The organism is Serinicoccus profundi (assembly GCF_008001015.1).
Lineage (GTDB): Bacteria > Actinomycetota > Actinomycetes > Actinomycetales > Dermatophilaceae > Ornithinicoccus > Ornithinicoccus profundi.
Genome location: NZ_CP042862.1, coordinates 2,701,786 through 2,723,692 on the forward strand (window position 1 = coordinate 2,701,786; position 21,907 = coordinate 2,723,692).

General features: G+C 69.5%; 27 protein-coding genes and 1 pseudogene. 8 read left to right on the forward strand and 20 right to left on the reverse strand.

Translation table 11 applies throughout. The features are described from left to right. Positions 1 to 135: 135 nt before the first annotated feature. The 3 genes and pseudogenes from FA582_RS17745 to FA582_RS12510 all read right to left on the reverse strand — a co-directional run. Positions 136 to 1,098 (reverse strand): annotated as a pseudogene (locus FA582_RS17745) (amidohydrolase); the annotation flags it as partial. Positions 1,099 to 1,107: 9 nt separating this feature from the next. Then, on the reverse strand, positions 1,108 to 1,539 hold the full coding sequence (locus FA582_RS12505) for a PH domain-containing protein (protein WP_141567560.1): 432 nt from the start codon (positions 1,537 to 1,539) through the stop codon (positions 1,108 to 1,110). Between the two features lie 134 nt (positions 1,540 to 1,673). Next, entirely contained in the window at positions 1,674 to 2,033 is a 360-nt protein-coding gene (locus tag FA582_RS12510) for a VOC family protein (RefSeq protein ID WP_010147114.1), read from the reverse strand. Between the two features lie 114 nt (positions 2,034 to 2,147). Here FA582_RS12510 and FA582_RS12515 point away from each other — a divergent pair, with 114 nt between their 5' ends. Further along, on the forward strand, positions 2,148 to 2,534 hold the full coding sequence (locus FA582_RS12515) for a VOC family protein (RefSeq protein WP_010147113.1): 387 nt from the start codon (positions 2,148 to 2,150) through the stop codon (positions 2,532 to 2,534). 93 nt (positions 2,535 to 2,627) lie between these two features. Here the strand turns inward: FA582_RS12515 and FA582_RS12520 are convergent, their stop codons facing one another. The 10 genes from FA582_RS12520 to FA582_RS12565 form a co-directional block, all read right to left on the reverse strand. Beyond that, positions 2,628 to 3,071: a hypothetical protein gene (locus FA582_RS12520; protein ID WP_010147112.1), complete on the reverse strand. Its 444-nt coding sequence runs from the start codon at positions 3,069 to 3,071 to the stop codon at positions 2,628 to 2,630. Between the two features lie 46 nt (positions 3,072 to 3,117). Next, positions 3,118 to 3,330 (reverse strand): hypervirulence associated TUDOR domain-containing protein, encoded by a 213-nt coding sequence (locus tag FA582_RS12525; protein WP_010147111.1) that lies wholly within the window; start codon positions 3,328 to 3,330, stop codon positions 3,118 to 3,120. Positions 3,331 to 3,454: 124 nt separating this feature from the next. Further along, positions 3,455 to 3,847, reverse strand: a complete 393-nt coding sequence (locus FA582_RS12530) for a hypothetical protein (RefSeq protein ID WP_010147109.1) — start codon at positions 3,845 to 3,847, stop codon at positions 3,455 to 3,457. Between the two features lie 24 nt (positions 3,848 to 3,871). Then, positions 3,872 to 4,549, reverse strand: coding sequence for a hypothetical protein (locus tag FA582_RS12535; RefSeq protein ID WP_147899834.1), 678 nt, complete (start codon positions 4,547 to 4,549; stop codon positions 3,872 to 3,874). Further along, positions 4,546 to 5,070, reverse strand: coding sequence for a DUF6286 domain-containing protein (locus FA582_RS12540; protein ID WP_141567559.1), 525 nt, complete (start codon positions 5,068 to 5,070; stop codon positions 4,546 to 4,548). The genes FA582_RS12535 and FA582_RS12540 overlap by 4 nt, the downstream gene beginning before the upstream one ends. Continuing rightward, positions 5,067 to 5,447, reverse strand: a complete 381-nt coding sequence (locus tag FA582_RS12545; protein ID WP_010147106.1) for an Asp23/Gls24 family envelope stress response protein — start codon at positions 5,445 to 5,447, stop codon at positions 5,067 to 5,069. Before FA582_RS12545 ends, FA582_RS12540 begins: the two co-directional genes overlap by 4 nt. Beyond that, complete coding sequence (locus tag FA582_RS12550; protein WP_010147105.1) at positions 5,440 to 5,616, reverse strand: hypothetical protein; 177 nt, start codon at positions 5,614 to 5,616, stop codon at positions 5,440 to 5,442. Before FA582_RS12550 ends, FA582_RS12545 begins: the two co-directional genes overlap by 8 nt. An 11-nt stretch (positions 5,617 to 5,627) precedes the next feature. Further along, positions 5,628 to 5,909, reverse strand: coding sequence for a hypothetical protein (locus FA582_RS12555; RefSeq protein WP_010147104.1), 282 nt, complete (start codon positions 5,907 to 5,909; stop codon positions 5,628 to 5,630). Continuing rightward, the gene (locus FA582_RS12560) at positions 5,902 to 6,198 is read right to left on the reverse strand and encodes a hypothetical protein (RefSeq protein ID WP_010147103.1); all 297 of its coding nucleotides are present in this window, start codon (positions 6,196 to 6,198) and stop codon (positions 5,902 to 5,904) included. Before FA582_RS12560 ends, FA582_RS12555 begins: the two co-directional genes overlap by 8 nt. After that, positions 6,188 to 6,643: an Asp23/Gls24 family envelope stress response protein gene (locus FA582_RS12565; protein ID WP_010147102.1), complete on the reverse strand. Its 456-nt coding sequence runs from the start codon at positions 6,641 to 6,643 to the stop codon at positions 6,188 to 6,190. Before FA582_RS12565 ends, FA582_RS12560 begins: the two co-directional genes overlap by 11 nt. Positions 6,644 to 6,891: 248 nt before the next feature. Here FA582_RS12565 and FA582_RS12570 point away from each other — a divergent pair, with 248 nt between their 5' ends. The 3 genes from FA582_RS12570 (at position 6,892) to FA582_RS12580 (ending at position 8,926) form a co-directional block, all read left to right on the forward strand. Then, positions 6,892 to 7,365 carry an RNA polymerase sigma factor gene (locus tag FA582_RS12570; protein WP_202798080.1) on the forward strand — a complete coding sequence of 158 codons (474 nt, stop codon included), beginning with the start codon at positions 6,892 to 6,894 and terminating at the stop codon, positions 7,363 to 7,365. Next, positions 7,356 to 7,844 (forward strand): hypothetical protein, encoded by a 489-nt coding sequence (locus FA582_RS12575; protein WP_010147099.1) that lies wholly within the window; start codon positions 7,356 to 7,358, stop codon positions 7,842 to 7,844. Before FA582_RS12570 ends, FA582_RS12575 begins: the two co-directional genes overlap by 10 nt. A 74-nt stretch (positions 7,845 to 7,918) precedes the next feature. Beyond that, positions 7,919 to 8,926 (forward strand): arsenic resistance protein, encoded by a 1,008-nt coding sequence (locus tag FA582_RS12580; RefSeq protein WP_010147098.1) that lies wholly within the window; start codon positions 7,919 to 7,921, stop codon positions 8,924 to 8,926. Between the two features lie 22 nt (positions 8,927 to 8,948). On the opposite strand, the gene FA582_RS12585 is transcribed toward FA582_RS12580, so the two are convergent. Both FA582_RS12585 and FA582_RS12590 read right to left on the reverse strand, forming a co-directional pair. Further along, positions 8,949 to 9,455 (reverse strand): hypothetical protein, encoded by a 507-nt coding sequence (locus FA582_RS12585; RefSeq protein ID WP_010147097.1) that lies wholly within the window; start codon positions 9,453 to 9,455, stop codon positions 8,949 to 8,951. A gap of 95 nt (positions 9,456 to 9,550) precedes the next feature. Continuing rightward, entirely contained in the window at positions 9,551 to 10,693 is a 1,143-nt protein-coding gene (locus FA582_RS12590) for a zinc-binding dehydrogenase (protein WP_010147096.1), read from the reverse strand. A gap of 437 nt (positions 10,694 to 11,130) precedes the next feature. Between FA582_RS12590 and FA582_RS12595 the strand changes: the two genes are divergently transcribed. Genes FA582_RS12595 through FA582_RS12610 form a run of 4 tightly spaced genes read left to right on the forward strand, consistent with a single transcriptional unit; the run spans position 11,131 to position 14,395 of the window. Next, a complete protein-coding gene (locus FA582_RS12595) occupies positions 11,131 to 12,594 on the forward strand; it encodes a protein adenylyltransferase SelO (protein WP_010147095.1) in 1,464 nt (487 codons plus the stop codon). Between the two features lie 33 nt (positions 12,595 to 12,627). Next, positions 12,628 to 13,068 (forward strand): MerR family transcriptional regulator, encoded by a 441-nt coding sequence (locus tag FA582_RS12600; protein WP_051125126.1) that lies wholly within the window; start codon positions 12,628 to 12,630, stop codon positions 13,066 to 13,068. Continuing rightward, on the forward strand, positions 13,007 to 13,471 hold the full coding sequence (locus FA582_RS12605) for a VOC family protein (protein WP_010147093.1): 465 nt from the start codon (positions 13,007 to 13,009) through the stop codon (positions 13,469 to 13,471). Before FA582_RS12600 ends, FA582_RS12605 begins: the two co-directional genes overlap by 62 nt. Positions 13,472 to 13,474: 3 nt before the next feature. Continuing rightward, positions 13,475 to 14,395, forward strand: a complete 921-nt coding sequence (locus FA582_RS12610) for an arginase family protein (RefSeq protein ID WP_010147092.1) — start codon at positions 13,475 to 13,477, stop codon at positions 14,393 to 14,395. A 224-nt stretch (positions 14,396 to 14,619) separates the two neighbouring features. Here the strand turns inward: FA582_RS12610 and FA582_RS12615 are convergent, their stop codons facing one another. The 5 genes from FA582_RS12615 to FA582_RS12635 all read right to left on the reverse strand — a co-directional run bounded on the left by FA582_RS12615 (position 14,620) and on the right by FA582_RS12635 (position 21,562). Beyond that, positions 14,620 to 16,137 (reverse strand): N-6 DNA methylase, encoded by a 1,518-nt coding sequence (locus FA582_RS12615; protein WP_081480519.1) that lies wholly within the window; start codon positions 16,135 to 16,137, stop codon positions 14,620 to 14,622. Next, complete coding sequence (locus tag FA582_RS12620) at positions 16,137 to 17,069, reverse strand: DUF5655 domain-containing protein (RefSeq protein ID WP_010147089.1); 933 nt, start codon at positions 17,067 to 17,069, stop codon at positions 16,137 to 16,139. The genes FA582_RS12615 and FA582_RS12620 overlap by 1 nt, the downstream gene beginning before the upstream one ends. Beyond that, on the reverse strand, positions 17,062 to 18,306 hold the full coding sequence (locus tag FA582_RS12625) for a restriction endonuclease subunit S (protein WP_081480518.1): 1,245 nt from the start codon (positions 18,304 to 18,306) through the stop codon (positions 17,062 to 17,064). Before FA582_RS12625 ends, FA582_RS12620 begins: the two co-directional genes overlap by 8 nt. Continuing rightward, on the reverse strand, positions 18,303 to 21,062 hold the full coding sequence (locus FA582_RS12630) for a type I restriction endonuclease subunit R (protein ID WP_010147087.1): 2,760 nt from the start codon (positions 21,060 to 21,062) through the stop codon (positions 18,303 to 18,305). Before FA582_RS12630 ends, FA582_RS12625 begins: the two co-directional genes overlap by 4 nt. A 140-nt stretch (positions 21,063 to 21,202) precedes the next feature. Then, positions 21,203 to 21,562: a hypothetical protein gene (locus FA582_RS12635; protein ID WP_010147086.1), complete on the reverse strand. Its 360-nt coding sequence runs from the start codon at positions 21,560 to 21,562 to the stop codon at positions 21,203 to 21,205. Between the last annotated feature and the right edge of the window lie 345 nt (positions 21,563 to 21,907).

A 21,907-nucleotide genomic window follows, 5' to 3' on the forward strand; every position in this document is an offset into this window, starting at 1 on the left:
TCGGTGGACCCGGCGAGCACGTCGGGCACGGTGCTGGGCGGGAAGGACCGGGCGGCCGCGCTCCCCCAGGCTGCGCACCCAGCGACCGCCGAGGGCGGCGTTGCCGCGCACCGGCAGGGAGGGCGGGTAGTGGTCCCACTCCAGCTCGACCGTGGTGTCGGTCATGAGGGCGGCGCCGTCCATGACCCGCTCGACCCGGCCGGAGAGGTCGACGAGCGTCTCGGGGTAGGCCGAGCGGACATACAGCTGCATCGTCGCCGACCCGGTGATGATCGAGGGTCGCGTGCCCCCCTCGGTGATGACGGCGTGCACGCGGTCCGAGGGTGGCATCTGCTGGCGGAGCAGCCCGATGCCCTGGTAGGCGAGGGCGGCGGCGTCGAGGGCGTTGCGGCCCTGGAACGGCTGGGCCGAGGCGTGCGCCGGGTGGCCGGTGAAGGTGGCCCGCAGCAGGCGGCGGCCGAGGAAGAGGGTGTCGACGACGTCATACCCGAACGGGTGGGTCATCACCGCGGCGTCGAGACCGTCCCACGCCCCGCCGCGGGCCATGACCTCCTTGCCGGTGTGGCCCTCCTCGGCGGGGGTGCCGAGGAAGACGACGCGGCCCTCCACCCCGCTCGAGCCGTCGGCGACGAGCCCGGCGAGCGCGATGAAAGCGCCGACGCCGGTCGCGGCGATGACGTTGTGGCCGCAGGCGTGGCCGATGCCCGGGAGCGCGTCGTACTCGCTGAGCACGGCGACGGTGCGGTGCCGCTCGGGGTCGAAGCCGGGCGTGGCGATCTCGGCGCGCAGCGCGGTCTCGACGCCGTGCGCACCGACCTCGACGGGTATGCCGGTGCGCCGGGTGATGAGGTCGGCCAGCAGGGCGGCGGAGCGGTGCTCCTCGTAGGCCAGCTCGGGGTCCGCGTGCAGCTGCCGGACAACGCCGCGCAGGTCCTCGGCACCCGCCTCGACCAGCGAGGTCAGCCGGTCGAGGTCGGCCTGCGGCGCGCCGTCGAAGGGGCTGCTCGGCGGGTCGGCGGCGGCGACGGTGGCCTGGGTCTGTCGCTCGAGCTCGTCGAGGAAGGCGGTGGAGATCGGAGGTGCGGTGCGCTCGGACATCACGTCAGGCTATGTCGACATCGGTCGGTCCCGCTCGGAGAGGGGCGGCTGTGCGCGGCGGCGCAGATGCTCGAGGTCGTCCAGGTCCCTGCGGCGCACACCGACGAGCGGCACGGTCGAACCGTCGTGGAGCCGCACCGCCGCCGACGCTCCCGGCATGGGGCCGGAGACTTGCAGCGCGGCCACCTCGGACCAGGGGATCACCCGCTCGCGAAGCCTCCGGAGCCGCAGACCGCTCGCGTCGGCGATGGTGCTCCCCCGGCTCTCCACCACCCATCCGAGACCGACCAGAAGGTTGCACACCCCGGCGACCCAGCTGACGTCGATGAGAAGAACCGCGACGAGGTAGGCCACGGCGAAGCTGAGGTAGGCCCACCAGAAACGGGTCCACACCCTGCCCCTGGCGCGGAACACCCGTGAAGTGTCCGCGTCGCTGCTCATGCCCTGCACCGATCGGGTCGAGTCTCCCGTCGGTCCCGTGAGAGTTGGGGTATGCACCGACTCCCACGTGACCGTCTCTGCGCCTGTGCGTAGCCAGGCAGCGGCGCCGCTGGCACCTCGTCCATCATCCCGACTCACCAGCACAGGCAGAAGGGGTGGCCGGCCGGGTCGGCGTAGACCTGGAAGCCGTGCTCGGCCCCCGTGTCCGCGGCCTTCAGCAGGGTGGCGCCGAGCGCGAGGGCTTCTTCGTGCGCGGGCCCGATCTGCGGTACGACGAGGTCGAGGTGCACCTGCTGGGGTAGCCCGTGGGGCCACTGCGGCGGCTGATGATCGGGTGCGAGCTGGACGCAGACCGGCTCCTCGTCCCCGACGGTCACGGACCACCAGTCCTCCTCCTCGTGCTGGACCGTGCCACCGAGGAGTGCGGCCCAGAAGGCGGCCTCAGGCTCTGGGTCGGAGGCGTCGAACACGACGACGCGCGAGGTGATCTCCATACCTCGCATCCTGCCCCGCCGTAGCTGCCCCGTCACCCGGACGCCGCTGAGGCCGTCGTTGCGACCGGGCGCGCTTCCATTTATCTTGATGTCAAGACACCTAGAGGAGGCACGATGCACCTGCACCACGTCCAGATCGCGATCCCGACCGGAGGTGAGGACGAGGCGCGTCGGTTCTACGGCGCGGGACTCGGCCTGACCGAGGTGGAGAAGCCGGCCGAGCTCGCGGGGCGCGGCGGCTGCTGGTTCCGTGACCTGTCGACCGGCGCCACCACGCTGGAGATCCACCTCGGGGTCGAGGACCCGTTCACACCCGCCCGCAAGGCACACCCCGGGATCGTCGTCGAGGACGTCGCGACCCTGGAGGCCCTCGCCGCGCGGGTCGCGGAGGCAGGCTTCGAGGTCAGCTGGGCCGAGCGGACGAGCTTCACCGGCTTCGAGCGCTTCCACTGCCGGGACGGCTTCGGCAACCGGGTGGAAGTGATGACCCCGGTCGCCTAGGCAGTCCATCCGGACCCTCCCGTCGGTCCCGTGAGAGTCGGGGTATGCGCCCACTTCCACGGGACCGTCCCTGCTCCTGCGGGAGGTCGGGCCTCAGCGCCTGCCCGGCGGGGCGGAGACGTGCCAGCGCCGCAGCCGGTCGAGCTCACCGGGGGGCACGCCGAGCAGGGTGATGAGCCGGCCGTCGCGGCGCACCGCCTGGACGCGCCAGGCCCGCTCCCCCGGCTGGTCGGTGCGCAGGTCGAGGATGTCGGCCCGGGTCAGGCGGCTCACCTCCGCTCCCGACGTGACCACGATCGCGTCCTCCTCGAGCCGGGTGCTGCTGTGCTCCCGGCGGCTCGCCCAGACGAGGAACACGCCATACCCCGCCCAGAGGGTGACGAGGAGCACCTCGAGCACGCGCCACGGGTAGGACACCGCGAGGGCCGCGATCGCGCTGAGGACGACCGCGACGCCGATCGAGGCCCGCAGGGTCGGCAGCCAGCGCGGCTGCATGAGCCACTCCATGGGGAGGTCGGGCAGGTCAGCGCCGGTCACGGGTCCAGCGTAGGAACCCCCGGGCCCGGCGTCGCGCCGACGGCGATCAGGCCCGCTCGACCTCGCTTCGCAGCTTGAGCACGACGGTGTCGTCATCCTGCTCGATGACGTAGGCGGGGTCGTCGTCGGTGCCGTTGCGGGTCACCTTCTTCCCCTTGGTGGTCCGGCTCACGCGCTCGTGGTGGACCTCCGTCACGGTGCCCTGCGCGTGGGAGCTGCCCCACGACCACGTGACGGTCGTGCCGACGCGGATGGCCATGTGTGTCTCCTTCGTGAGGGGCGCCGCACCGGGCGAGGTGCTCGACCTGCCAGGGCGCCGGGTCTTCCATCGTGCGGCACGCCCGACCGGCGCGCAGGGTGAACGGCTACCCCGCCGGTATGCCTCAGCGCCCCGCCAGCGCGCGCCGCACCTGGCGGACGTCGGTGAGCGGGACGCCGGGCAGCTCGACGCCCTGGCCGGTGGTGAGGAGGGCGACGACTCCCCCGCGGCGGGGATCCTCCTGCACGGCCGTGATCGCGGCGGCCGGCACCTCCGTCGCGCGGATGCCGTTGTGCACGACGAGTCCCTCGCGGGAGGCAGTGGTGCTGCCGCCGGTGCGGAGGTAGGCCAGGGCGATGAGGACGAGCACGGCGAGCCGGACGGCGAGGCCGAGGAGGTCGTCGGTCAGTGGCGTGCCACCGGCGGTGTAGCGGTGCACCGTGACACCGATGACCAGCACGAAGGCGAGGAGCAGCGCCCAGGAGAGGGCCTTGGGCCGGTGGCGGGTCCAGGTCATGCGGCGCGTCCCATGGCCCCAAGACTAGGGGTGCCGAGGCTGACCCGGACGCACCGACGCCCCCGACCGGTGGGGTCGGGGGCGTCGGTGTCGAGCGGCGCTGTCGTCGGGCGCCCTCACTCCACCCGCGCCGTCGCGGTGCGGCGCAGCGGGCGGCGCGCAGGCGCGTCCAGCAGCAGCTGGCAGCTGCACGTCGGTGTCGGGCAGCGCCCGCCGGAGGTCCGCGGCGCACCGGACGGCGGCGTCCTGGACGTCCCGCCCGCGGGCGCCCGGAGCGAGGTCCGCGCGCAGCTGCAGGACGGGGTGGTCCTGGGTGCCGATCGAGCGGGCCCGGACGTGGTCGACCGGGGCCAGCGTGCCGAGCTGGTCGGCGAGGGCACTCCCGAGGCTCGACAGGTCGACCCGCAGGCGCCCGTCGGGCCGGCTCAGCGGCAGACCCACCTCGGGCACCGAGGGCCGGTCGAGGTGCTTGACCAGCCAGACGAGGCCGAGCAGGCCCAGGAGCAGACCGACGGCGGCCACGGCCCACGGCCACCACGGCGCCTCCGCGAGGGCACCGGCTCCGCCGAGCTCGATCTGGTCGGGGTAGTCGCTGGAGACCAGCCGGAAGCGCCACTCGAGGGCGAGCAGCCCGGCGGCCAGCAGGGCCACGGCGAGCAGGAGGACCACGGTGCGGTCCAGTGCGGCAAGTCGGCGGCTCATCGGACGGGCTCCTTGACGGTGACGTGGATCTGCGGGTCGGCCACGCCGTCGAGGCGCTCGGTCACCGATCGGGTGACCTCCTCGACGAGGTGGTCACGGGCTCCCGCCAGGGGGGCGCGGACCGCGAGGCGCACCTTCGAGCGGGTTGCGCGTACCTCCTCGACGGCGGAGACCCCGTTGGTGCGCTCCGCGGCGTCCCGGGCCAGGTGGCCGAGCGCGTCGGGCGTCGCCCAGACGTCGACCTCACCGGGGGCGCGGCGATGGGTCTTCGATCCCGGCCGCAACGCCAGGACGAGGAGGAGCAGGCCGAGCAGCAGGGCGATGGCGCCTGCGGCAACCGTCTGCTGTTCGGCGGTGACGGTGCCCGATGCGGTAAGCAGCGGGGTGAGCCGCGGCGAGCCCTCGATCCAGGACTGCGCCACGAGCAGCTCGCGCACGGCAAGCACGCTCAGCGTGACGAAGGCCAGGGCCAGCAGCAGCGCCGGCCAGATCACGGCGGGGCGGCGGCGAGGCGTCCTCATGACACCCTCCTCTCCCGCGCGTCCGCATCAGGAGCGACGGCGCGGATCTCGACGTCGACGGTATGCACGTCCACGCCGGTCAGGCGGGACGCCTCGGCGCGCACGGTGTCCCTGACCTCGGCCGCCACGTCGGCGAGCGCGCAGGGCCAGGTGGCGTCGACCGAGAGCTGGACGGTGGCGCTGCGACCGGTCATCCGGACGTCGGCGTGCGGGCTGCCCGCACCCCGCAGCGAGTCCAGGGCGCCGGAGCGCGACGTGACGCCGGGCACCTGGCGGGCCGTCTCCTCGACGACCTTGCGGACCACCTTGTGGGCGACGGTCAGCGTGCCGGCGACCCGGTCCTGCTCGGTGCGGGTCGCCGCGGCAGCCTCAGCCACGGCGTCCGCGCAGGGCTGCGGTGAGATCGACCTCACCGGAGAGCTGGCCGGCGACGGCATACCCCGCACCACCCAGGACCAGGGCGAGCAGGAAGCCGCCGAGGCCGCCGAGGATGCCGGTGAGGGCGAGCAGCAGGCCGATGAGAAGGCCGAGAGTGGCAGTGTTCATGGGAATCTCCTTCATGACAGGCTCCTGAAGCGACGGGAACCGGGTAGCTGGGTGGGCAGGGAAGAACGCAGACGACGGGTGCCAGCGCCGACCCGGCGGAGCCAGCCGGACACCCGACCTGAGGCCGTGCGCCGGAGGGTGGGCGCACCGCCGGACGGGGACGCGGTGTGCGCCTCGTCCACCTGGCGCAGGAGCCGCAGGTAGGTGTCCACCGAGCCACCCCGGTCGGGGTGGTGCTCGCGGGCGATGCGACGGCGCGCCTCGCGCCGCTGCTGCTTGAGCGGGTCAGACATCCGCCGGACCGGCGACGTCCTCGACGACGACGTCGACGGGGCCGTCGACGAGCGTGCGCACCGCGGTGCGCACGGCGTCGGTGGTGCCCGCGACCGGGGCCGCCCAGTCGAGGACGACGTGCACCTCGCACCCGTCCTGGGTGAGGCGGACCCCGGGCACCCGGCGGCCGGGCAGGTAGGTGCCGACCTCGCCCATCACCCCGGGGTGCAGCTCGTGCACCCCGGGCACCGTGAGGACACGCTCGGACACCAGCTCGGCCAGTACCGGCTTGGTCGCGTCACTCGACACGGCTCCCCTGCGGCTCGGCGTCCTGGTCGTCGCCGGGGAGGTGGACGTCGTGGACGCTGATGTTGACCTCGCTGACCTCCAGGCCGGTCATCCGCTCGACCGAGGAGGTGACGTTGCTGCGCACGCCCGCGGCCAGGTCGGCGATGGAGACGCCGTACTCGGTGACCAGGTCGATGTCGATGGCCGTCTGGCGCTCGCCGACCTCGACCGCGACACCCTGGCTCATCTTGGTGCGCGAGCCGGGGATGCGGTCACGGACGGCGCCGACCGCGCGGGCGGTGCCGCCGCCGAGGTCGTAGACCCCGCTGACCTCGCGGGTGGCAATGCCGGCGATCTTGGCGACCACGGTGTCGGCGATGGAGGTGCGGCCCTGGTCCGTGACCAGGGGGCCGTCGGCCTGCGTGCGGGCGACCTCGTTGGTGGTGGACTGCTTCTGCTCGGTCATGGTGAACCTCTCGTGTGGTTGATCTGTCATGGGTGTAGTCGTGCCCGGGCCCCGAGGAGTCACGCGCTCGCGCTGTGACCTGCATCACCTCCTCCCGGTCGGCCCCATCCAGGTCGACGGCGCATGATGAGCGGGTGCACAGATCCGCCGATCCCGAGCAGGGCGGTCCGCCGACGGATCACCCGCCGACGGACGGCTCGCTCGTCCGCGCTGCGCGACTCGGCGACCAGGGCGCATACCGGTAGATCGTGGACCGGTATGGCCCCGGCATGTTCCCGTATGCCCGCACCCTCGTCGGGCACGAGCAGGACGCCGGGGACGTGGTGCAGGAGGCCTTCGTGTCGGCGTGGAAGGGGCTGCCGACCTTCCGCGGCGACTCCTCGCTCAAGACCTGGCTCTACCGCCTCGTCCACCGCCGCGCCATGGACCACCACCGTCGGCGTCGGCCGGTCCCGGTCGAGGACGAGGCCTTCGCCGACCTGCTCGCGGATGCCTCGGGCGACCCGGTGCGGCAGGCGGAGGGGCAGGAGATGCTCACCGACCTGCGCCGCGCCCTCGCCGAGCTGCCCGAGATGCAGCGCGCCTGCTGGTTGCTCCGCGAGGTGGAGGGTATGCAGTACCAGGAGATCGCGGACACGCTCGGTCTCCCGGTCGGTAGCGTGAGGGGTCACCTGCACCGAGGACGAACCACGCTGGCCGAGAGGATGTCGCGATGGCGCTAGAACCGTCAGACCCGCTGGAGCGGGCGACGAGTGCGCTGCGTCGTGACGCCGAGCGCCATCAGTGGCTCGAGCTCTCCGAGGCGATCATGACCCGCGTGCGGGGCATCTCCTGGCCCGCGACGCGCATCCTCGCGGTCGACCCGGACGGGCAGGCGGAGCGTGACGCCCAGGGGTCGCGGACCTTCGTGTCCAGCCGGGTCGTGCGTGACGCCCTCCGCCAGGCGCTGACGACGGGCGCCGTGGAGCCGGTCTCCATCGACCTGAAGGTGGAGGAGGACCACCTCGTCCACCTCGACCTGGACCTCGTGGCGACCTACGCGCAGGACCTGCGCGAGGTCGGAGCCTGGGCGCGCGGCGAGGCCGCCCGGATCCTCACCGAGCAGCTCGGCCCACTGCCCTCCTTCGATGCCGACGCCGACGCCGACCTGACGATCACCATCACCGACCTGCACGACGAGGCCGGCCCCCAGACCCCGTGATCGCCGCGCGTGAGTGACCCCGCGATCGACCCTGTCGCTGATCCAGCCGTCCACCGCGCGGATGATCTGACCGCATGACGTCGTGGGAGCGCCTGCAGGGCGTGCTCGTCGCCGCCTCGGCAGGGGTCGGTCTGGCGGTCGGTCTCGCCTGGCCGGTGGGTGCCGCGGCCGAGCACGTCGTCCTCCCGGCCCTGATGCTCATGCTCGTGGCCGTCTTCGCGCAGATGGACGCGGCGCAGGTCGCGCAGGTGCGTGGGGCGCGCGCCCTGGTCGCGGCGAGCCTGGTGCTCAACTTCGTGCTCACCCCCGCTCTGGCGTGGGTCCTCGGGGCCGGGCTGCTCGGCGGGTCGCCGGACCTGCGGGTCGGCCTCCTGCTGCTCCTCGTGACTCCGTGCACCGACTGGTACCTCGTCTTCACCGCCATGGCCCGCGGCCACACCGGCATCGCCGCCGCGCTGCTGCCCGTCAACCTCGTCCTGCAGCTGGTGCTCCTGCCCGTCTACGTGCTGCTGCTCGGCGGCCCGGCCGCGACGGTGGGGGTCTCGACCCTGGCGGAGGCCGTCCTGCTCGTGCTCGCCCTGCCGCTCGCGCTCGCCGTCCTCGTGCGCTGGGCCGCGCGACGGCACGGCGGTGAGGTATGGCGTGAGCGCGTCGTGCTCGACCCGCTCGCGCGCTCGGTGCTGCCGCTCCTGTGCCTGGCGGTCCTCGCGATGTTCGCCTGGCAGTCCCGCACGGTCGTGGCCCACCTCGACGAGCTCGCGCTCCTGCTGCTCCCCCTCGGGGTCTTCTTCGTCCTCGCTCCCCTGGCCGCCACCGCCACCGCCCGGCTGCTGCACCTGCCACCCGACCAGCGGGTTACGCTGACCATGACGACCACCGCCCGGAACTCGCCGCTGGCCCTGGCGATCGCCGTCGCCGCCTTCCCCGACCGCCCCCTCATCGCCGTCGCCCTCGTCATCGGCCCCCTCGTCGAGTTGCCCGTCCTCGCCGTGCTGGCCCAGCTCGTCCGGCCTCGCCCCCACCTGGCTGAGGCCGCGCCCGGGCCTGTGCCGTCCGATCCACGCATGTGCAGGAACTCGTGACATGTGCGGGCCCACCCGTGCCCTACCCGAACGCCCCGCGCACGAGCCGCCGGTGCGCGGCGACGACGTCGCCCTGCTGGCGCCGGGCCCGCTCCTCGAGGCCGCGGAACTGCTCGGGGTCCAGCCCGAGGGCGTCGGCGTGCACGGTCAACGACCGCCACAGACCGGACTTCCCGTTGATCCCCGCCTGGAGGACCTCGAGCTCGAGGAGCGGTGTCAGCGGGGAGCGCTGTCGCAGACGTCCGTTGAGCTTGAGCCGGCCGACCAGCTCGCCGCCCCTGGCGAGCAGGAGCTTGGCCGGGTGGGGTCGCAGACCGAGTGAGCGGATCACCTCCACCAGGGTCTGGCGGTCCTCCGTGATCTCCTGCAGCAGCTGGGTGAGCTCCGCGGCGATCGGCAGGTCCTGGTAGGAGTCGCGCATCATCGTCAGCCGCTGCACGATCCCCGTCGCCCCGGTGAGGTGGTCCTCGAGGTAGATCTGCAGGAGCGCACGGTCTGGCAGGGCTGAGGGCTGGGTGTCGTCATCCACGTGTCGAGACTTGGGCACCTGGCCTCTCCCGGCAACCCGAGCCGTCACGGCCTGCACCCGGACACGGCGCGGGGCTCCGTCCCCGCGAGGGTTCCTCAGCCGATGGAGACGACGGCGCGACCGGTGATGGCGCCCTTGCGCAGCTCGTCGAAGGCCACGCCGACCTCGTCGAACGCGAAGACCTTGGTCACCACGTCGCGATAGCGCAGGGCGCCCTCGTCGGCGAGCCTGATGACCGCGGGCAGGTCGGCCCGGGTGCGTGCTCCGTAGTTGCCGATGATCCGCAGGCTCCGACGCACCATGAGGTTGATCTCGACCGCGGCGGTCGACCCGGCCGATCCGAGACCCACCGGCACCATGCGCCCTCCGGGGGCCAGCACCGACAGTGCGGTCTCGAAGGTCTGCGGAAGGCCCAGGGCCTCGAAGGCGACGTCGACACCCCTGCCCCCGGTGGCGCTCATGACGGCGTCCCGCACGTCGACCGTCGCGGAGTTGATGCTCATCGTGGCACCGAGTCGCTCCGCGGCCGCGAGCTTGCCGTCCTCGACGTCGATGGCGATGACCTGGGCCGCACCGAGGGCCCGCGCGATCTGCACGAGGTTCGACCCGACTCCCCCCACCGCGATGACCGCGACCGTCTCCCCCTGGCGGAGGTCCGCCGCACGGCGCACCGCCCCGTATGCCGTGAGCCCTGCGCACCCGAGGATCGCGGCGGGCACGGCGTCCATACTGTCGGGGATCGGCGCGACCGAGGTCACCGGGAGGACGGCATACTCGGCCAGCCCACCCATCGAGTACATCGCCAGCGTGGTGCCGTCGAGGTCGTGGAGCCGGCTCGTCCCGTCGTAGAGCTGCCCCCGGAGGCGGTTCTGCTCGAAGAAGGGCAGGCACAGGTCGTCGCGCCCCCTGACGCAGTGCTCACAGTGGCCGCACGGCATGAGGAAGGCGCCGGCCACGCGCTGCCCGATGGCGAGTCCACGCCGGTTCGCGCCCGGGCCGAAGGCGGCGATGGTCCCCGAGATCTCGTGGCCCAGCACCGTCGGGCGTGGGAAGGGGATGGCGTCGTCCAGGACGTGCAGGTCGCTGTGGCAGACGCCGCAGGCCCCGACCCGCACGAGGACCTCGCCCTCGAGGGGTTGCGGGGTGGCGATGGTCTCCAGCACCAGCGGCCCCGCCGCCTCTCGTGAGACGGCGGCCCGCATGGTGGCGGGGATCGGTGACTCGGTCGTCGAGGTCATGGGGTCACTCCTACGTTGGGGACGAGTGGCTGGAGCCGCGTGGCTCAGCCGTCAGGTGAGTTCGACGTCATAGGCGTACACATCGCCGACGAAGGAGGAGACGAGCCGCCTCTGCGACCCCAGCGGGCTCCACGAGTCGACCCTGAGGGGTGAGTCCGTGGATGTGGGCCCGCCCCTCTCCGCGAGCCCTTCCCGCCGATGCGTACGACGTCCGGGGCAAGGGTCTACTCCTTCGTGGAGACATCTAGGTGTCTATCCCTATCTGCTGTCGGCGTCTGTGATCAAGCACTTCCACCGATCTCGGTCACCGGGGGGGCGGGCACAGGCAGGACACGTGCTCCCGCTTCGCCAAGCAATCTTGCACGCCGAGCAGCCCGACCCCCGGGCGGGCGCCACGCCGCACTCCCTCCCCCACCCGGCTCGTCTACGCTCGGTGGGTGAGTGTCGCGCCCCGGCAGACTGTGTCCCTCGACAACCAGTTCGCCCGAGAGCTGGAGGAGCTCGCCGTCCCGTGGCAGGCCGAGGAGGCACCCGACCCCCGGCTGCTGCTGCTCAACGAGTCCCTGGCTGCCGAGCTGGACCTCGAGCGGTCCTGGCTCCGCGGTCCCGAGGGCGTGCGCATGTTGGTCGGGCGCAACGTCCCGGAGGGCGCCACCCCGGTGGCGCAGGCCTACGCGGGGCACCAGTTCGGCGGGTACTCCCCTCGTCTGGGCGACGGGCGCGCGCTGCTGCTGGGCGAGATCACCGACACGTCAGGCAACCGGCTGGACCTCCACCTCAAGGGCTCCGGTCGCACACCCTTCGCCCGCGGTGGTGACGGCCTGGCCGCGGTCGGTCCGATGCTGCGGGAATACCTCATCAGCGAGGCGATGCACGCCCTCGGCATACCGACCACCCGTTCGCTGGCGGTGGTGGACACCGGACGGTCGGTGCAGCGCGAGACGCCGCTGCCCGGAGCCGTCCTCACGCGGGTCGCCTCCAGCCACCTGCGCGTCGGCAGCTTCCAGTACGCCCGCGCCACGGGCGACATCGACCTCCTGCGCCGCCTCGCCGACCACGCGATCAGCCGCCACCACCCCGAGGTGGCCGAGGCCGACAACCGCTACCTCGCGCTGTTCGAGGCGGTGATCTCCGGCCAGGCCGAGCTCGTCGCCCGGTGGATGCTGGTCGGCTTCGTCCACGGCGTGATGAACACGGACAACATGACGATCTCCGGCGAGACCATCGACTACGGCCCGTGCGCCTTCATGGAGGCCTTCGACCCGGCGACGGTCTACAGCTCGATCGACACCGGCGGACGGTATGCCTACGGCAACCAGCCGGGCGTCGCCCAGTGGAACCTCGCTCGCCTCGCCGAGGCACTCCTTCCCCTGCTGCACACCGAGGAGGAGCAGGCCGTCGCGCTGGCGGTGGACTCCCTCGGCACCTTCTCCGCACAGTTCGCGTCGGCCTGGACCGTCGGCATGAGGGCCAAGCTCGGGCTGGCGGACACGGTGAGCACGGATCTCGTCGACCCCCTGGTCGGCGAGCTGTCCACCCTCCTGCAGGACAACCGCGTCGACCACACCTCCTTCTACCGCCGCCTCAGCGACGCGGCCCGCGGCGACGCCGAGCCGACCCGGGGTCTCTTCATGGACCTGGCAGGTTTCGACGCCTGGGTCCGACGGTGGCTCGCCCTGGGCCCGCAGCCCGAGCTGATGGACCGGGTCAACCCCGTCTACATCCCTCGCAACCACCTGGTCGAGGAGGCCCTGGCAGCCGGCAGCGACGGCGACCTGGATCCTGTGGCTCGGCTCCTGGACGCCGTCACCGACCCCTACCGTGAGCGCCCCGGCCTCGAGCGGTATGCCGAGCCCGCGCCGACGGACTTCGGGCGCTACCAGACCTACTGCGGCACCTGAGGGTGGTGCACCGTGATTCCGGACACGCCCACAATGAAGATCGGTGACCTCGCGTCCCGGTCGGGCGTGAGCGTGCGCTCGCTGCGCTACTACGAGACCCAGGGCCTGCTCCACCCCTGCCGTGACGCCTCCGGTCATCGGCGGTTCGACGCGGTGGACGTCGAGAGGGTGCTGGCCATCCAGGAGCTCTACTCGGCGGGGTTCTGCAGCACGGTCATCCGGGAGATCCTCCCCGGGGTCCTGGACCCGCGGGAGCGTGATCAGGTGAGACTGGGCGCACACCTCGGTGAGGCGCAGGCCCGACTGCGCCGTGAGCTTCGTCTCATCGAGCGGGAGCTCGAGCAGCTCGAGCGGGTGGGCACCCGGCTCGGGGTTGCACCTCACGTGCATGTCAGGGCACATGATGCCTCCCATGACGATGACGAACCCGCCCCGCCAGCTCCGACTGATCATCGAGACCGACGCCTTCGATGAGGCCTTGACCTTCTATCGGGACGCACTCGGTATGCCCGAGCAGCCCGCCTTCGCCACCGAAGGGGACGACCGGGTCGCGATCCTGCACGCGGGCCTGGCCACGATCGAGCTGACCACCCCTGAGCACGCCCGCGCCATCGACCAGGTGGAGGCAGCGCCACCCTCCGACGGCCCCGTCCTCCGTCTGGCCCTCGAGGTCGACAGCACGCAGGAGGCCGTGGAGGAGGCCGCAGCCACTGGCGCCGCGTCGATCGCGCCGGCCACCGAAACACCCTTCCGGACGATCAACGCGCGCGTGCAGGGCCCCGCCGGGTGGCAGGTGACCTTCTTCCAGGAGCTGGAGAGTCTTCAGGAGAGGTCGCAACGCGAGGGGTTCACCACCGACGAGCAGCGGCGCCGGTGACTCATGATCGGCCTGATCAGCGCTCCGACCAATCTGGGTCTGCGACCCCCGGTCCCGGGCGGCACACCCGGGACCTCCAAGGCTCCCAAGGCGCTGCGTGAAGCCGGGCTGAACCGCCGACTGGTGGACGCAGGGGGCGTCGAGCTGGGCACGGTCCTGGCAGGGCGCTACGTCGCCGACCCGGACCTGCCCGCCGGCAGGTTGAGAAACCAGGAGGCCATCCTGGACCACAGCCAGCGCCTCGCCGTCAGGATCGAGCAGGCCTTGGCAGCAGGCCACTCCCCACTGGTCATCGGCGGCGACTGCAGCCTGCTGACCGGGACCGGGCTCGCTCTCTCCCTTCGGGGCCGGCACGGTCTGGTCCACATCGACGGTCACACCGACTTCCGGCACCCCGGCAACAGCACGTCCTGCGCAAGCCTGGCCGGTGAGGACCTGGCCGCCGCCGTCGGGATGCACTGGCCGTCGATCGCCGACGTCGACGGCATGGGGCCCTACATCGCCCCTCAGGACGTGGTCCACATCGGATGTCGGGACGACGACGAGCAGCTGGACGAGGTGCGCGACGTGGTCGCGTCCGTCATCACCGCCGCAGAACTGCACGCCCTCGGACCGTGCGCCGCGGCCCAGCGTGCACTCGACGTCGTCTCACGCCCCGGCGTGGCCGGCTACTGGCTGCACATCGACGTCGACGTCCTCGACCCCACCTTCATGCCAGCCGTCGACAGCCCCAGTCCAGGAGGCCTGAGCCCCGACGAATTCACCACCCTCCTCGCCACCGTGGCCCCCGGAGCGCTCGGCGCGGAGGTCGCCTGCTTCGACCCCGACCTGGATCCAGACGAGGACTATGCGCGGCTCCTGTCCGACATCCTCGTCACGGGACTGGGTGACCTTGGCTCGGGGGCGACTGCGCTACCCGCGTAGCTTGCCGCGCTCGGAGGGCTCCGATGATCCCCGCGACAGAGGCCCCACCCTCGACGACCTGTTTACAAGACACCCGGGTGGAACGCGCTGACCTGCGGATATCGCACGTAACAGAGTCGTCTGGGCCGTTCCGTGCAACATACGTGCATCAGGCCTGCCCCTTCGTGACCCGTTCTGCCCCCTCGTGCCATGAGCGCACAAGTGGCGCCGTGACGCCAGCGGGTTCAGTGAGGGTCCTGGCCGAGCTGCTCTTCGAGGGCGGTGGCCACCACCTCGAACTCGGCGAGGGCCGCGGCAAGATCCTCCACGATCTCGCGCGCGAGGACGTCAGGGGACGGCAGGTTGTCCAGGTCCTCGAGCGATTCGTCGCACAGCCAGGTGATGTCGAGATTGGCCTTGTCGCGGGCGACGAGTTCGTCGTAGGTGAAGGATCTCCACCGCTCGCCCCCCTCCCGTGCGTCACGGTTCCCTGCCTTAAAGGCGGTGACGAAGTCGTCGAGGTCTGAGCGTCGCAGCGGATTCTGCTTGAGGGTGAAGTGCTTGTTCGTCCGAAGGTCGTAGACCCAGAGGCGCTCGGTCCAGGGCTGGCCTGGGCGGGCGACCTTCTTGTCGAAGAAGAGCACGTTGGCCTTGACGCCCGGCGCATAGAAGATGCCTGTAGGAAGGCGCAGCATGGTGTGCAGTTCGAAGTCGGTCAGGAGCTTGTGGCGGATCGTCTCGCCGGCGCCTCCCTCAAAGAGGACGTTGTCAGGCAGGATCACCGCAGCTCGACCGTTGGTGTCCAGGATCGTCATGATGTGCTGCACGAAGTTGAGTTGCTTGTTGCTCGTCGTCGCCACGAAGTCCTGGCGCTCAATCTCCCTGTCCTCGCGCACCTCGCGGCCGTCGGCACCGACCATCGTCAGGGATGACTTCTTGCCGAAGGGTGGGTTGGACAGGACGACTGACCACCGTCCACCTGGGTCGGCGATCAGGGAGTCACGAACCTCGATCAGTGAGTCACCGTCGGCGGTCCCCATGCCGTGGAGCAGAAGGTTCATCGCGGCCAGGCGGGCGGTGCCGTCCACGAGCTCGTAACCGCGGACGAGGTCGTTCTGCAGCTTGGCGCGCTGGGTCGGGGTCATCGACTCCGAGCCTTGCTCGGCGTGCTCGTGGGCAACTAGGAGGAAACCACCTGTGCCGCACGCTGGGTCGACGACGGTGTCCTCGACTGTGGGCCGGATGACGTCGACGATCGCCTGGATCAAGGCACGGGGCGTGAAGTACTGGCCGGCGCCGGATCCCTTGTCGGAGGCGCCGCGGCTGAGCAACTCTTCGTAGGCGTCACCCTTGATGTCGGTGCCCGTGCTGCTCCAGTGCTCTTTGTCGATCAGGTCGACGACCAGACGCTTGAGCTTGGCCGGGTCCTGGATGCGGTTCTGCGCCTTGCGGAAGATGGTGCCGATGACGCCTGGCTGTCGAGCCAAGCCGACGAGGATCTTGGTGTACTCGATCTCGAGCTGGGTGCCCTGAGCGTCTAGCAGCCGCTGCCACGAGTACTCCTCGGGCACGATCTGCTGGGGCTTCAGCGGCCTGGTCGCCCGTTCGTGCGCCATCTTGAGGAAGAGGAGGTAGGTCAGCTGCTCTGTGTACTCCAGGACACCCACGCCGTCGTCCCGGAGGACGTCGCAGTAGGACCAGAGCTTGTCGACCAGACGTCGGGAGTCAGTCGTCATACCGCCCCTCACAGGCACTGTCCCCATCAGCTCACCTCGTAGGAGCGTTCGATCAGCGGCAGAGCCCTCTGTACATCAGCCCGGGACCGCACCCGAAGTTCCAAGTCGCCGGTGCCAAAGTGTCCGATCGTGCGAACGTCTCGACTGAACCCCTCCTCCAACGTCACTGTCTCCGGGTTCACCTTGAGGTAGACGAGCAGGTTCTTCGTCTGTGGGTGCACCTCCACGCACGCGAAGTTCTTGAGCCTGCGGAAGGCAAAGTAGTTCTTTAGAGTCTTCTTGGTGACGTCATCTCCGAGCGCTTCACAGAAGGCCTCCAACTCGCTGTAGAGATCACTCAGCTCAGGGGAGGCCTGCTCCAGGTACTCACTCACCGTCTTCGATGTTGCGCCACCTGCGCTCGTCCCGCTGGGACCTGGCGTCGTTGGGGCGTCATACGACGTGGAGGCCTCCACCCTGGTGCCGCTGACGAGTTCCAACGCGAGCAATACTCCGCCGAAGTCGCGGTACCTGACAAGCTCGATGCTGCGGTGCATCTGCTGGACGGCGTGCTCGTCGTAGCGGGTGAAGCCACTAGCGACGCAGATCAACCGCGGATTGCGCCAGTCGATCGAAGCGGCTGCTTCTTGACCCATCCGGTCTAGAACTAGCATCTTGAAGTCACCGCGATGATCCATCAGCCAATCAAGGTAGAAGAGCCCTTGGTTGATGACGTTCTCGTTTGTAGCGCGCTTGTACTCAAAGATGACTGGGCTGTAGTTCTCGTCGAGCCCTAATGAGTCCATCCGTCCGCCGTGCTTGGTGCCGGTCGAGTACTCCGACGCGAGCAGACGCACACCGAACAGAGTCTCCATGTTGTGTTCGATGACGTGCTGCAGGGATTTCTCCAGCGCGACGGACGCGCTGGGCAGCTCGGTCGCCAACCCCTCAACGATGCGGAACAACTTCAGGTCAGACATGGGCCATTTCCTCGATCACATCTGCGTCCGTATGGCGACCGGTCAGCTTCCCCTGGAACGCTGCTTTCAGGACCGTCTTGCGCAAGGCAGTCAAGCGCGCGACGGCCCCGTCCGTCTCGAGAGCCAGCGCCCGCGCCGCCTTTAGTACAGCTTCCACTTCACCCATAAGACGCAAACGAGTAGCTTCCTCGGGCACCGGCACCTCGATGTTCCGGATGAGCCCGAGGTTCAGATTCGGTTGCACGCCGCCGGCAGCAAGCCGTCGCATCGCTATGTAATTCGCCTCCAGAAGCATCCGCACCCACGAACGAAGCTCCGGATTACGCACCTGTACCGCTGCACACGCCTGGTTTGTCGTTGCAGCGAGGCCCAACTCTGCGACCGTGCCCCGCGTCTTGCCCTCGCCATACATCGCGACGAGTAAGGTTCCTGGGGGATACAGCTTGAGGCTCGTCTCGGTCAGCGCAGCGCTGGTCACGAACTGGCTGGCCTCTTGGACGAACCCGGAGGCCAGGTCACCACTGGTTATCCACGGAATCGTCCCGCCTTCGTAATAGCGCGCCTGCGCTCGCGATGGTGTCGTCCCAGTGCTAACCGCTGCGACGTCCCCGATCCTCCAGGTCTTGGACCCCTCACGCGCCTGGTCGACTAGCCGCCGCCTTGCGGAGGCCACCATCGAACGGGAACGCTGGCGTGACTGGGCTAGAGCGGCTTCGGCCCTGTTCAGATGGGAGAGGTGCTCTTGAACGATCTCGACGATCTGCCGTTGCTCGGCCAAACCGGGGTACCAGATCCGTTGGGCGCGAACCTCGCGGTCCAAGACTGCTGGGTAACTCACGCCTTTCTGAAGTGGAAGGATCTGGTCCTCGAACTGCTTCGAGAGGGTAAAGTAATACAGAAAGCGCGGATGAATTTTCTGAGAGGGCCTCAGAACACAGTAGCCGGTGGAAGCGAACTCACCGTCGAGACCCCCGTGCACGAAAGCGATCTTGCGTAGGTACGGCCTGACTGTCGAGTACAGGGTGTCTTCGACTGCTATAACTTGACGGCACCTGCTCGGGGCCGACTCAATACGGACCTCGGGAGCCTGGGTGAGGCATTCCGTTGGTCCGTCGAGCAGACCAATGTCGACATACTGGACAGTCTCTCTACCGGTGTTCGCCGGCTCGCACTTCAGCGGTTTAGTTGTGACGTCCCCGATGGAAGACGTCTCCCACTCAGGTGGTGCAACAGTCACGCGGTGAGCTCCGAGTTCAACTCGTCGAGAAGATCGCCAGCGCGGTTTCCGAGGTCGCGGATGGCACCGTCGAGGCCTCCCCTGTCAGTGAAGGGCGTCCGGTCGAGGTCGTCCACGGAGATACCGGCAGACGACGCAATCACGCCAACCATACGGTCCAGCCACCACCTCTCCAAGGGCGAGAACTCGGTACCTGCCTGCTCCTGCTGAGCCAGCCATGCGGCATACCGCTCTTGGACGCGGGCAGCATACGGGACCAGCTCGTTGTCGAGGCCGACGGTATAGCGGAGCAGTGACACCAGGTCGGTGAGGGTGTGCCGGTCGCTGCGTCGCACCCGGTCTGCGTCGACGGCCTCGTAGGCGTGCCAGATGATGTCGGGTGTCCAGTTGTGCGGGGGGCGAGCGATGCGGTCGGCCAGTTCCTGGATGTCGGCGAAGGCTATCCGGCGCTCCTTCGCCTCGGTGGCGAGCTGGATCGCGGTGATCTCGTCGCGGTGGTCGAGCAGGTACTGCATCCAGGACTCCACAACGGACTTCGCTCGGCTCGGGTCGACGACTCCATGTGCATCGAGGAGCACGTCGATGCCCTCGTCGATCAGTCGGTCGTGCGTGGCGCGTAGCTCCAGGATGCGGTTGCGTAGCTCGGGGTTCGCGGCAACTGGCTCGACAGCACGCTCGATCAGTTCCCGGCGTGCGGACTCTGGGTCAGCGGCGCCCTCCAGCACCTTGGCCTGGGTGTCCGGATCCACCGCGTCCACGAGCCCGCGGACGATGGCTCGCACGGAGCCGCCAGCGACCTCGTCCAACTCCTCCCGCTCTTCCGGTGTGAGCTGGAGCTCCAGCTTGGTCAAGCGCGAGGCCAAAGTGGCGGTCTCGTCCTCGGTGAGCGTGAGCGTGGCGGCCTTGTCGAGCAGCTTCTTCAGCGACACGCCCTTCTCGCGGTTCAGCGGCGGATCCACAAAGTCATGCTCAGTGACCCCGACCGCGTCGACGATGACGAAGCGGGTCTTGGCCGACGCGTCAGGGGTGACGGACTGAAAGTCTGCTGGAGCGATAGTGCGGGCACCACGGCCCTTCATCTGCTCGAAGTACTGAGCCGAGCGGACGTCCCGCATGAACATCACGCACTCCAGCGGCTTCACATCGGTACCTGTTGCGATCATGTCCACCGTCACCGCGATCCGCAGAGACGGCGAGGTGCGAAACGCCTGTAGTTGCCTCTTGGGGTCACGGGCGGTGTAGGTGATCTTGGCGGCGAAGTCGTTGCCCTTTCCGAAGACCTCGCGCACGGTGGTGACGATCTCCTCCGCGTGGGGGTCGTCCTTAGCGAAGATCAGCGTCTTGGGGACGGTGGAACGGCCTGGGAAGATCTCGGTGAAGAGCCTGTCGCGGAAGGTCTCCAAGACGAGCCGGATTTGGTTCTTCGCGGTCACCGCGCGGTCGAGCTGCTTGTGTGTGTACTCGAAGTCCTCCTCGATCGCCTCGAGCCGCTGCTTACGGGTGCGCCGATCCACCTTGGGGACGATGGTTCCCGCCTCGATCTTGCCGCCCTGCTCGCTGATCTGCGTGCGGATCCGGTAAAGGTCGAAGTCGACGTTGACGCGGTCGGCGACGGACTGCGGGTAGGTGTACTCCGACACTAGGTTCTGCCGGAAGAACGCGAAGGTCTGCTTGCCAGGAGTTGCGGTGAGCCCGACGACGTGGGCGTCGAAATACTCCAGTACGCCTCGCCATACCCCGTAGATCGAGCGGTGCGCCTCATCGACGATGACCAGGTCGAACGCCTCCGGCGGCAACGCCGCCGAGTAGGTGACGGAGACCGGAGCATCCGGGACGAAGTCGTCCAGGTTCTGATCGTCACCCTCCGTGACGTCCTTCCCACCGAGAACCGAGTAGACACGTTGGATGGTCGAGACCACGACATCCGACGAGCCGAGCATCCCCGCGCTGGTGAGCTTGTCCACGTTGTAGAGCTCGGTGAAGCGTCGTCCGTCGCCCGGCGTGCGGTAGTTTTGGAACTCGGCGATAGTCTGCTCGGCCAGGTTGTTGCGGTCCACAAGGAAGAGGACGCGGCGGAAACCTCCGAACTTCAGGAGCCGGTACGCCGTGGTGACAGCCGTGAAGGTCTTGCCTGCACCGGTGGCCATCTGGACAAGCGACCGGTCGAAGTGCTGGTCAGCCAAGCTCTTCTCGATGCCTTTGATCGCAGTGATCTGCGCAGGTCGAAGCGGGCGCTCGTCCAGAAGTGGGAGATGGTGGACCTTGGCTCGCCAAGTGGGCTTGTCCGGGTCGGCCTCGGCATCACGGACGATCTGGGCCAGCGTGGAAGGCTTGGGAAAATTGAAGAGGCGCCGGGCCCGCGGCTCAGGGTCATAGCCATTGGTGAAGTGCGTCTCGGTCCCGCTGGCCTCGAAGACGAACGGCAGACGCTCGTCGACCGTCACCGCGCGCAAACGTGTCTCGGCTGGGAGGCCTGACGCATACATCGCAGACTGCCACTCCACCCCAGACAGGGTCATACCCGCCGGCTTGGCTTCGATGACACCGACGACCTGCTTGTCGACATACAGCAGGTAGTCGGCCCTGCCATGCCCCTGCTTCATCACGACCTCGCGGCAGGCGACGCCCTCGGAGGCGAAAAGGTTGAGTGCCTTCCTGTCCTGCACCGACCAACCGGCATCATCGAGCTGGCGATCGATGAGCACGCGCGCACGCTGCTCCGCCGCCAGCCTCGGGTCGTCATTACCGGTATTCACTGGTCGCCAGCCTAGCCATTGGCTCACATGCAGGCTTCTGCGCGTCGCTCTTTACACATCAGGGGCCTACGTGATCCGCGCCAACTCTCGACGGGAGCCTTGAGTAGCGAGCTCACCCCGCCGGCTCAGGCTCCGTGCGATCAGCCCGGGTTACCGATGTCCGGGTGCGGGTGCTCGTCCTGGCTTAGGTGGTCGCCCTCGGCGCCGTCGACCGCCCCTCGGATGAGCCGGCGAACCTCTCGTAGCGTTAGCTTCTCGGAACCGCACCATGCCAGCGCCACTTGCGTCTGCAGTCCCTCTTCCGCGGTCAACGACCGAAGAGCTCGCCCTGCTCGCTGCTCGTACTCGGCTACCGCAGCGTCACGCTCGGCCAGAGCCGCGACCACCGCCGCGCCCAACCGGGCCAGCCGCCGCTCCTTCTCGGCCTGCTCCTCGCGCGCCTTCGCTCGAGCCTGCCGAGCCCGGAGCCGCGCCTGCTGCCTGCGCGCCTGCTTCTGCACCGCGGACCTCCTCATCGACTTACTCGGCACCTTCTGCACACCTGAAGCGGATGCCCCTGCCCCAGGGACTCACCGCCCGCGCCGACTCGACCCTCCCCGACGCTCACGTGCCCAGCACGCCTCGCGCAGACTCATCGATCTTGAGCCGAGCCCGTTCCACGCGAGCTCAGCGATCCTGAAGCTGACCAAATCCGCCCCGCTCATGTCCCACACACCTCTTGCATTGCCGGGCCAAGCGGGCATTATCGCGTCAGAAGTCACACGGGGGGGGGTGGTCTGCGGATTAGTAGACGCCCGCAAGCCCCCAGGTGTGGTTCTTGACCAGGGACGCGCGGTTGGGTGTAA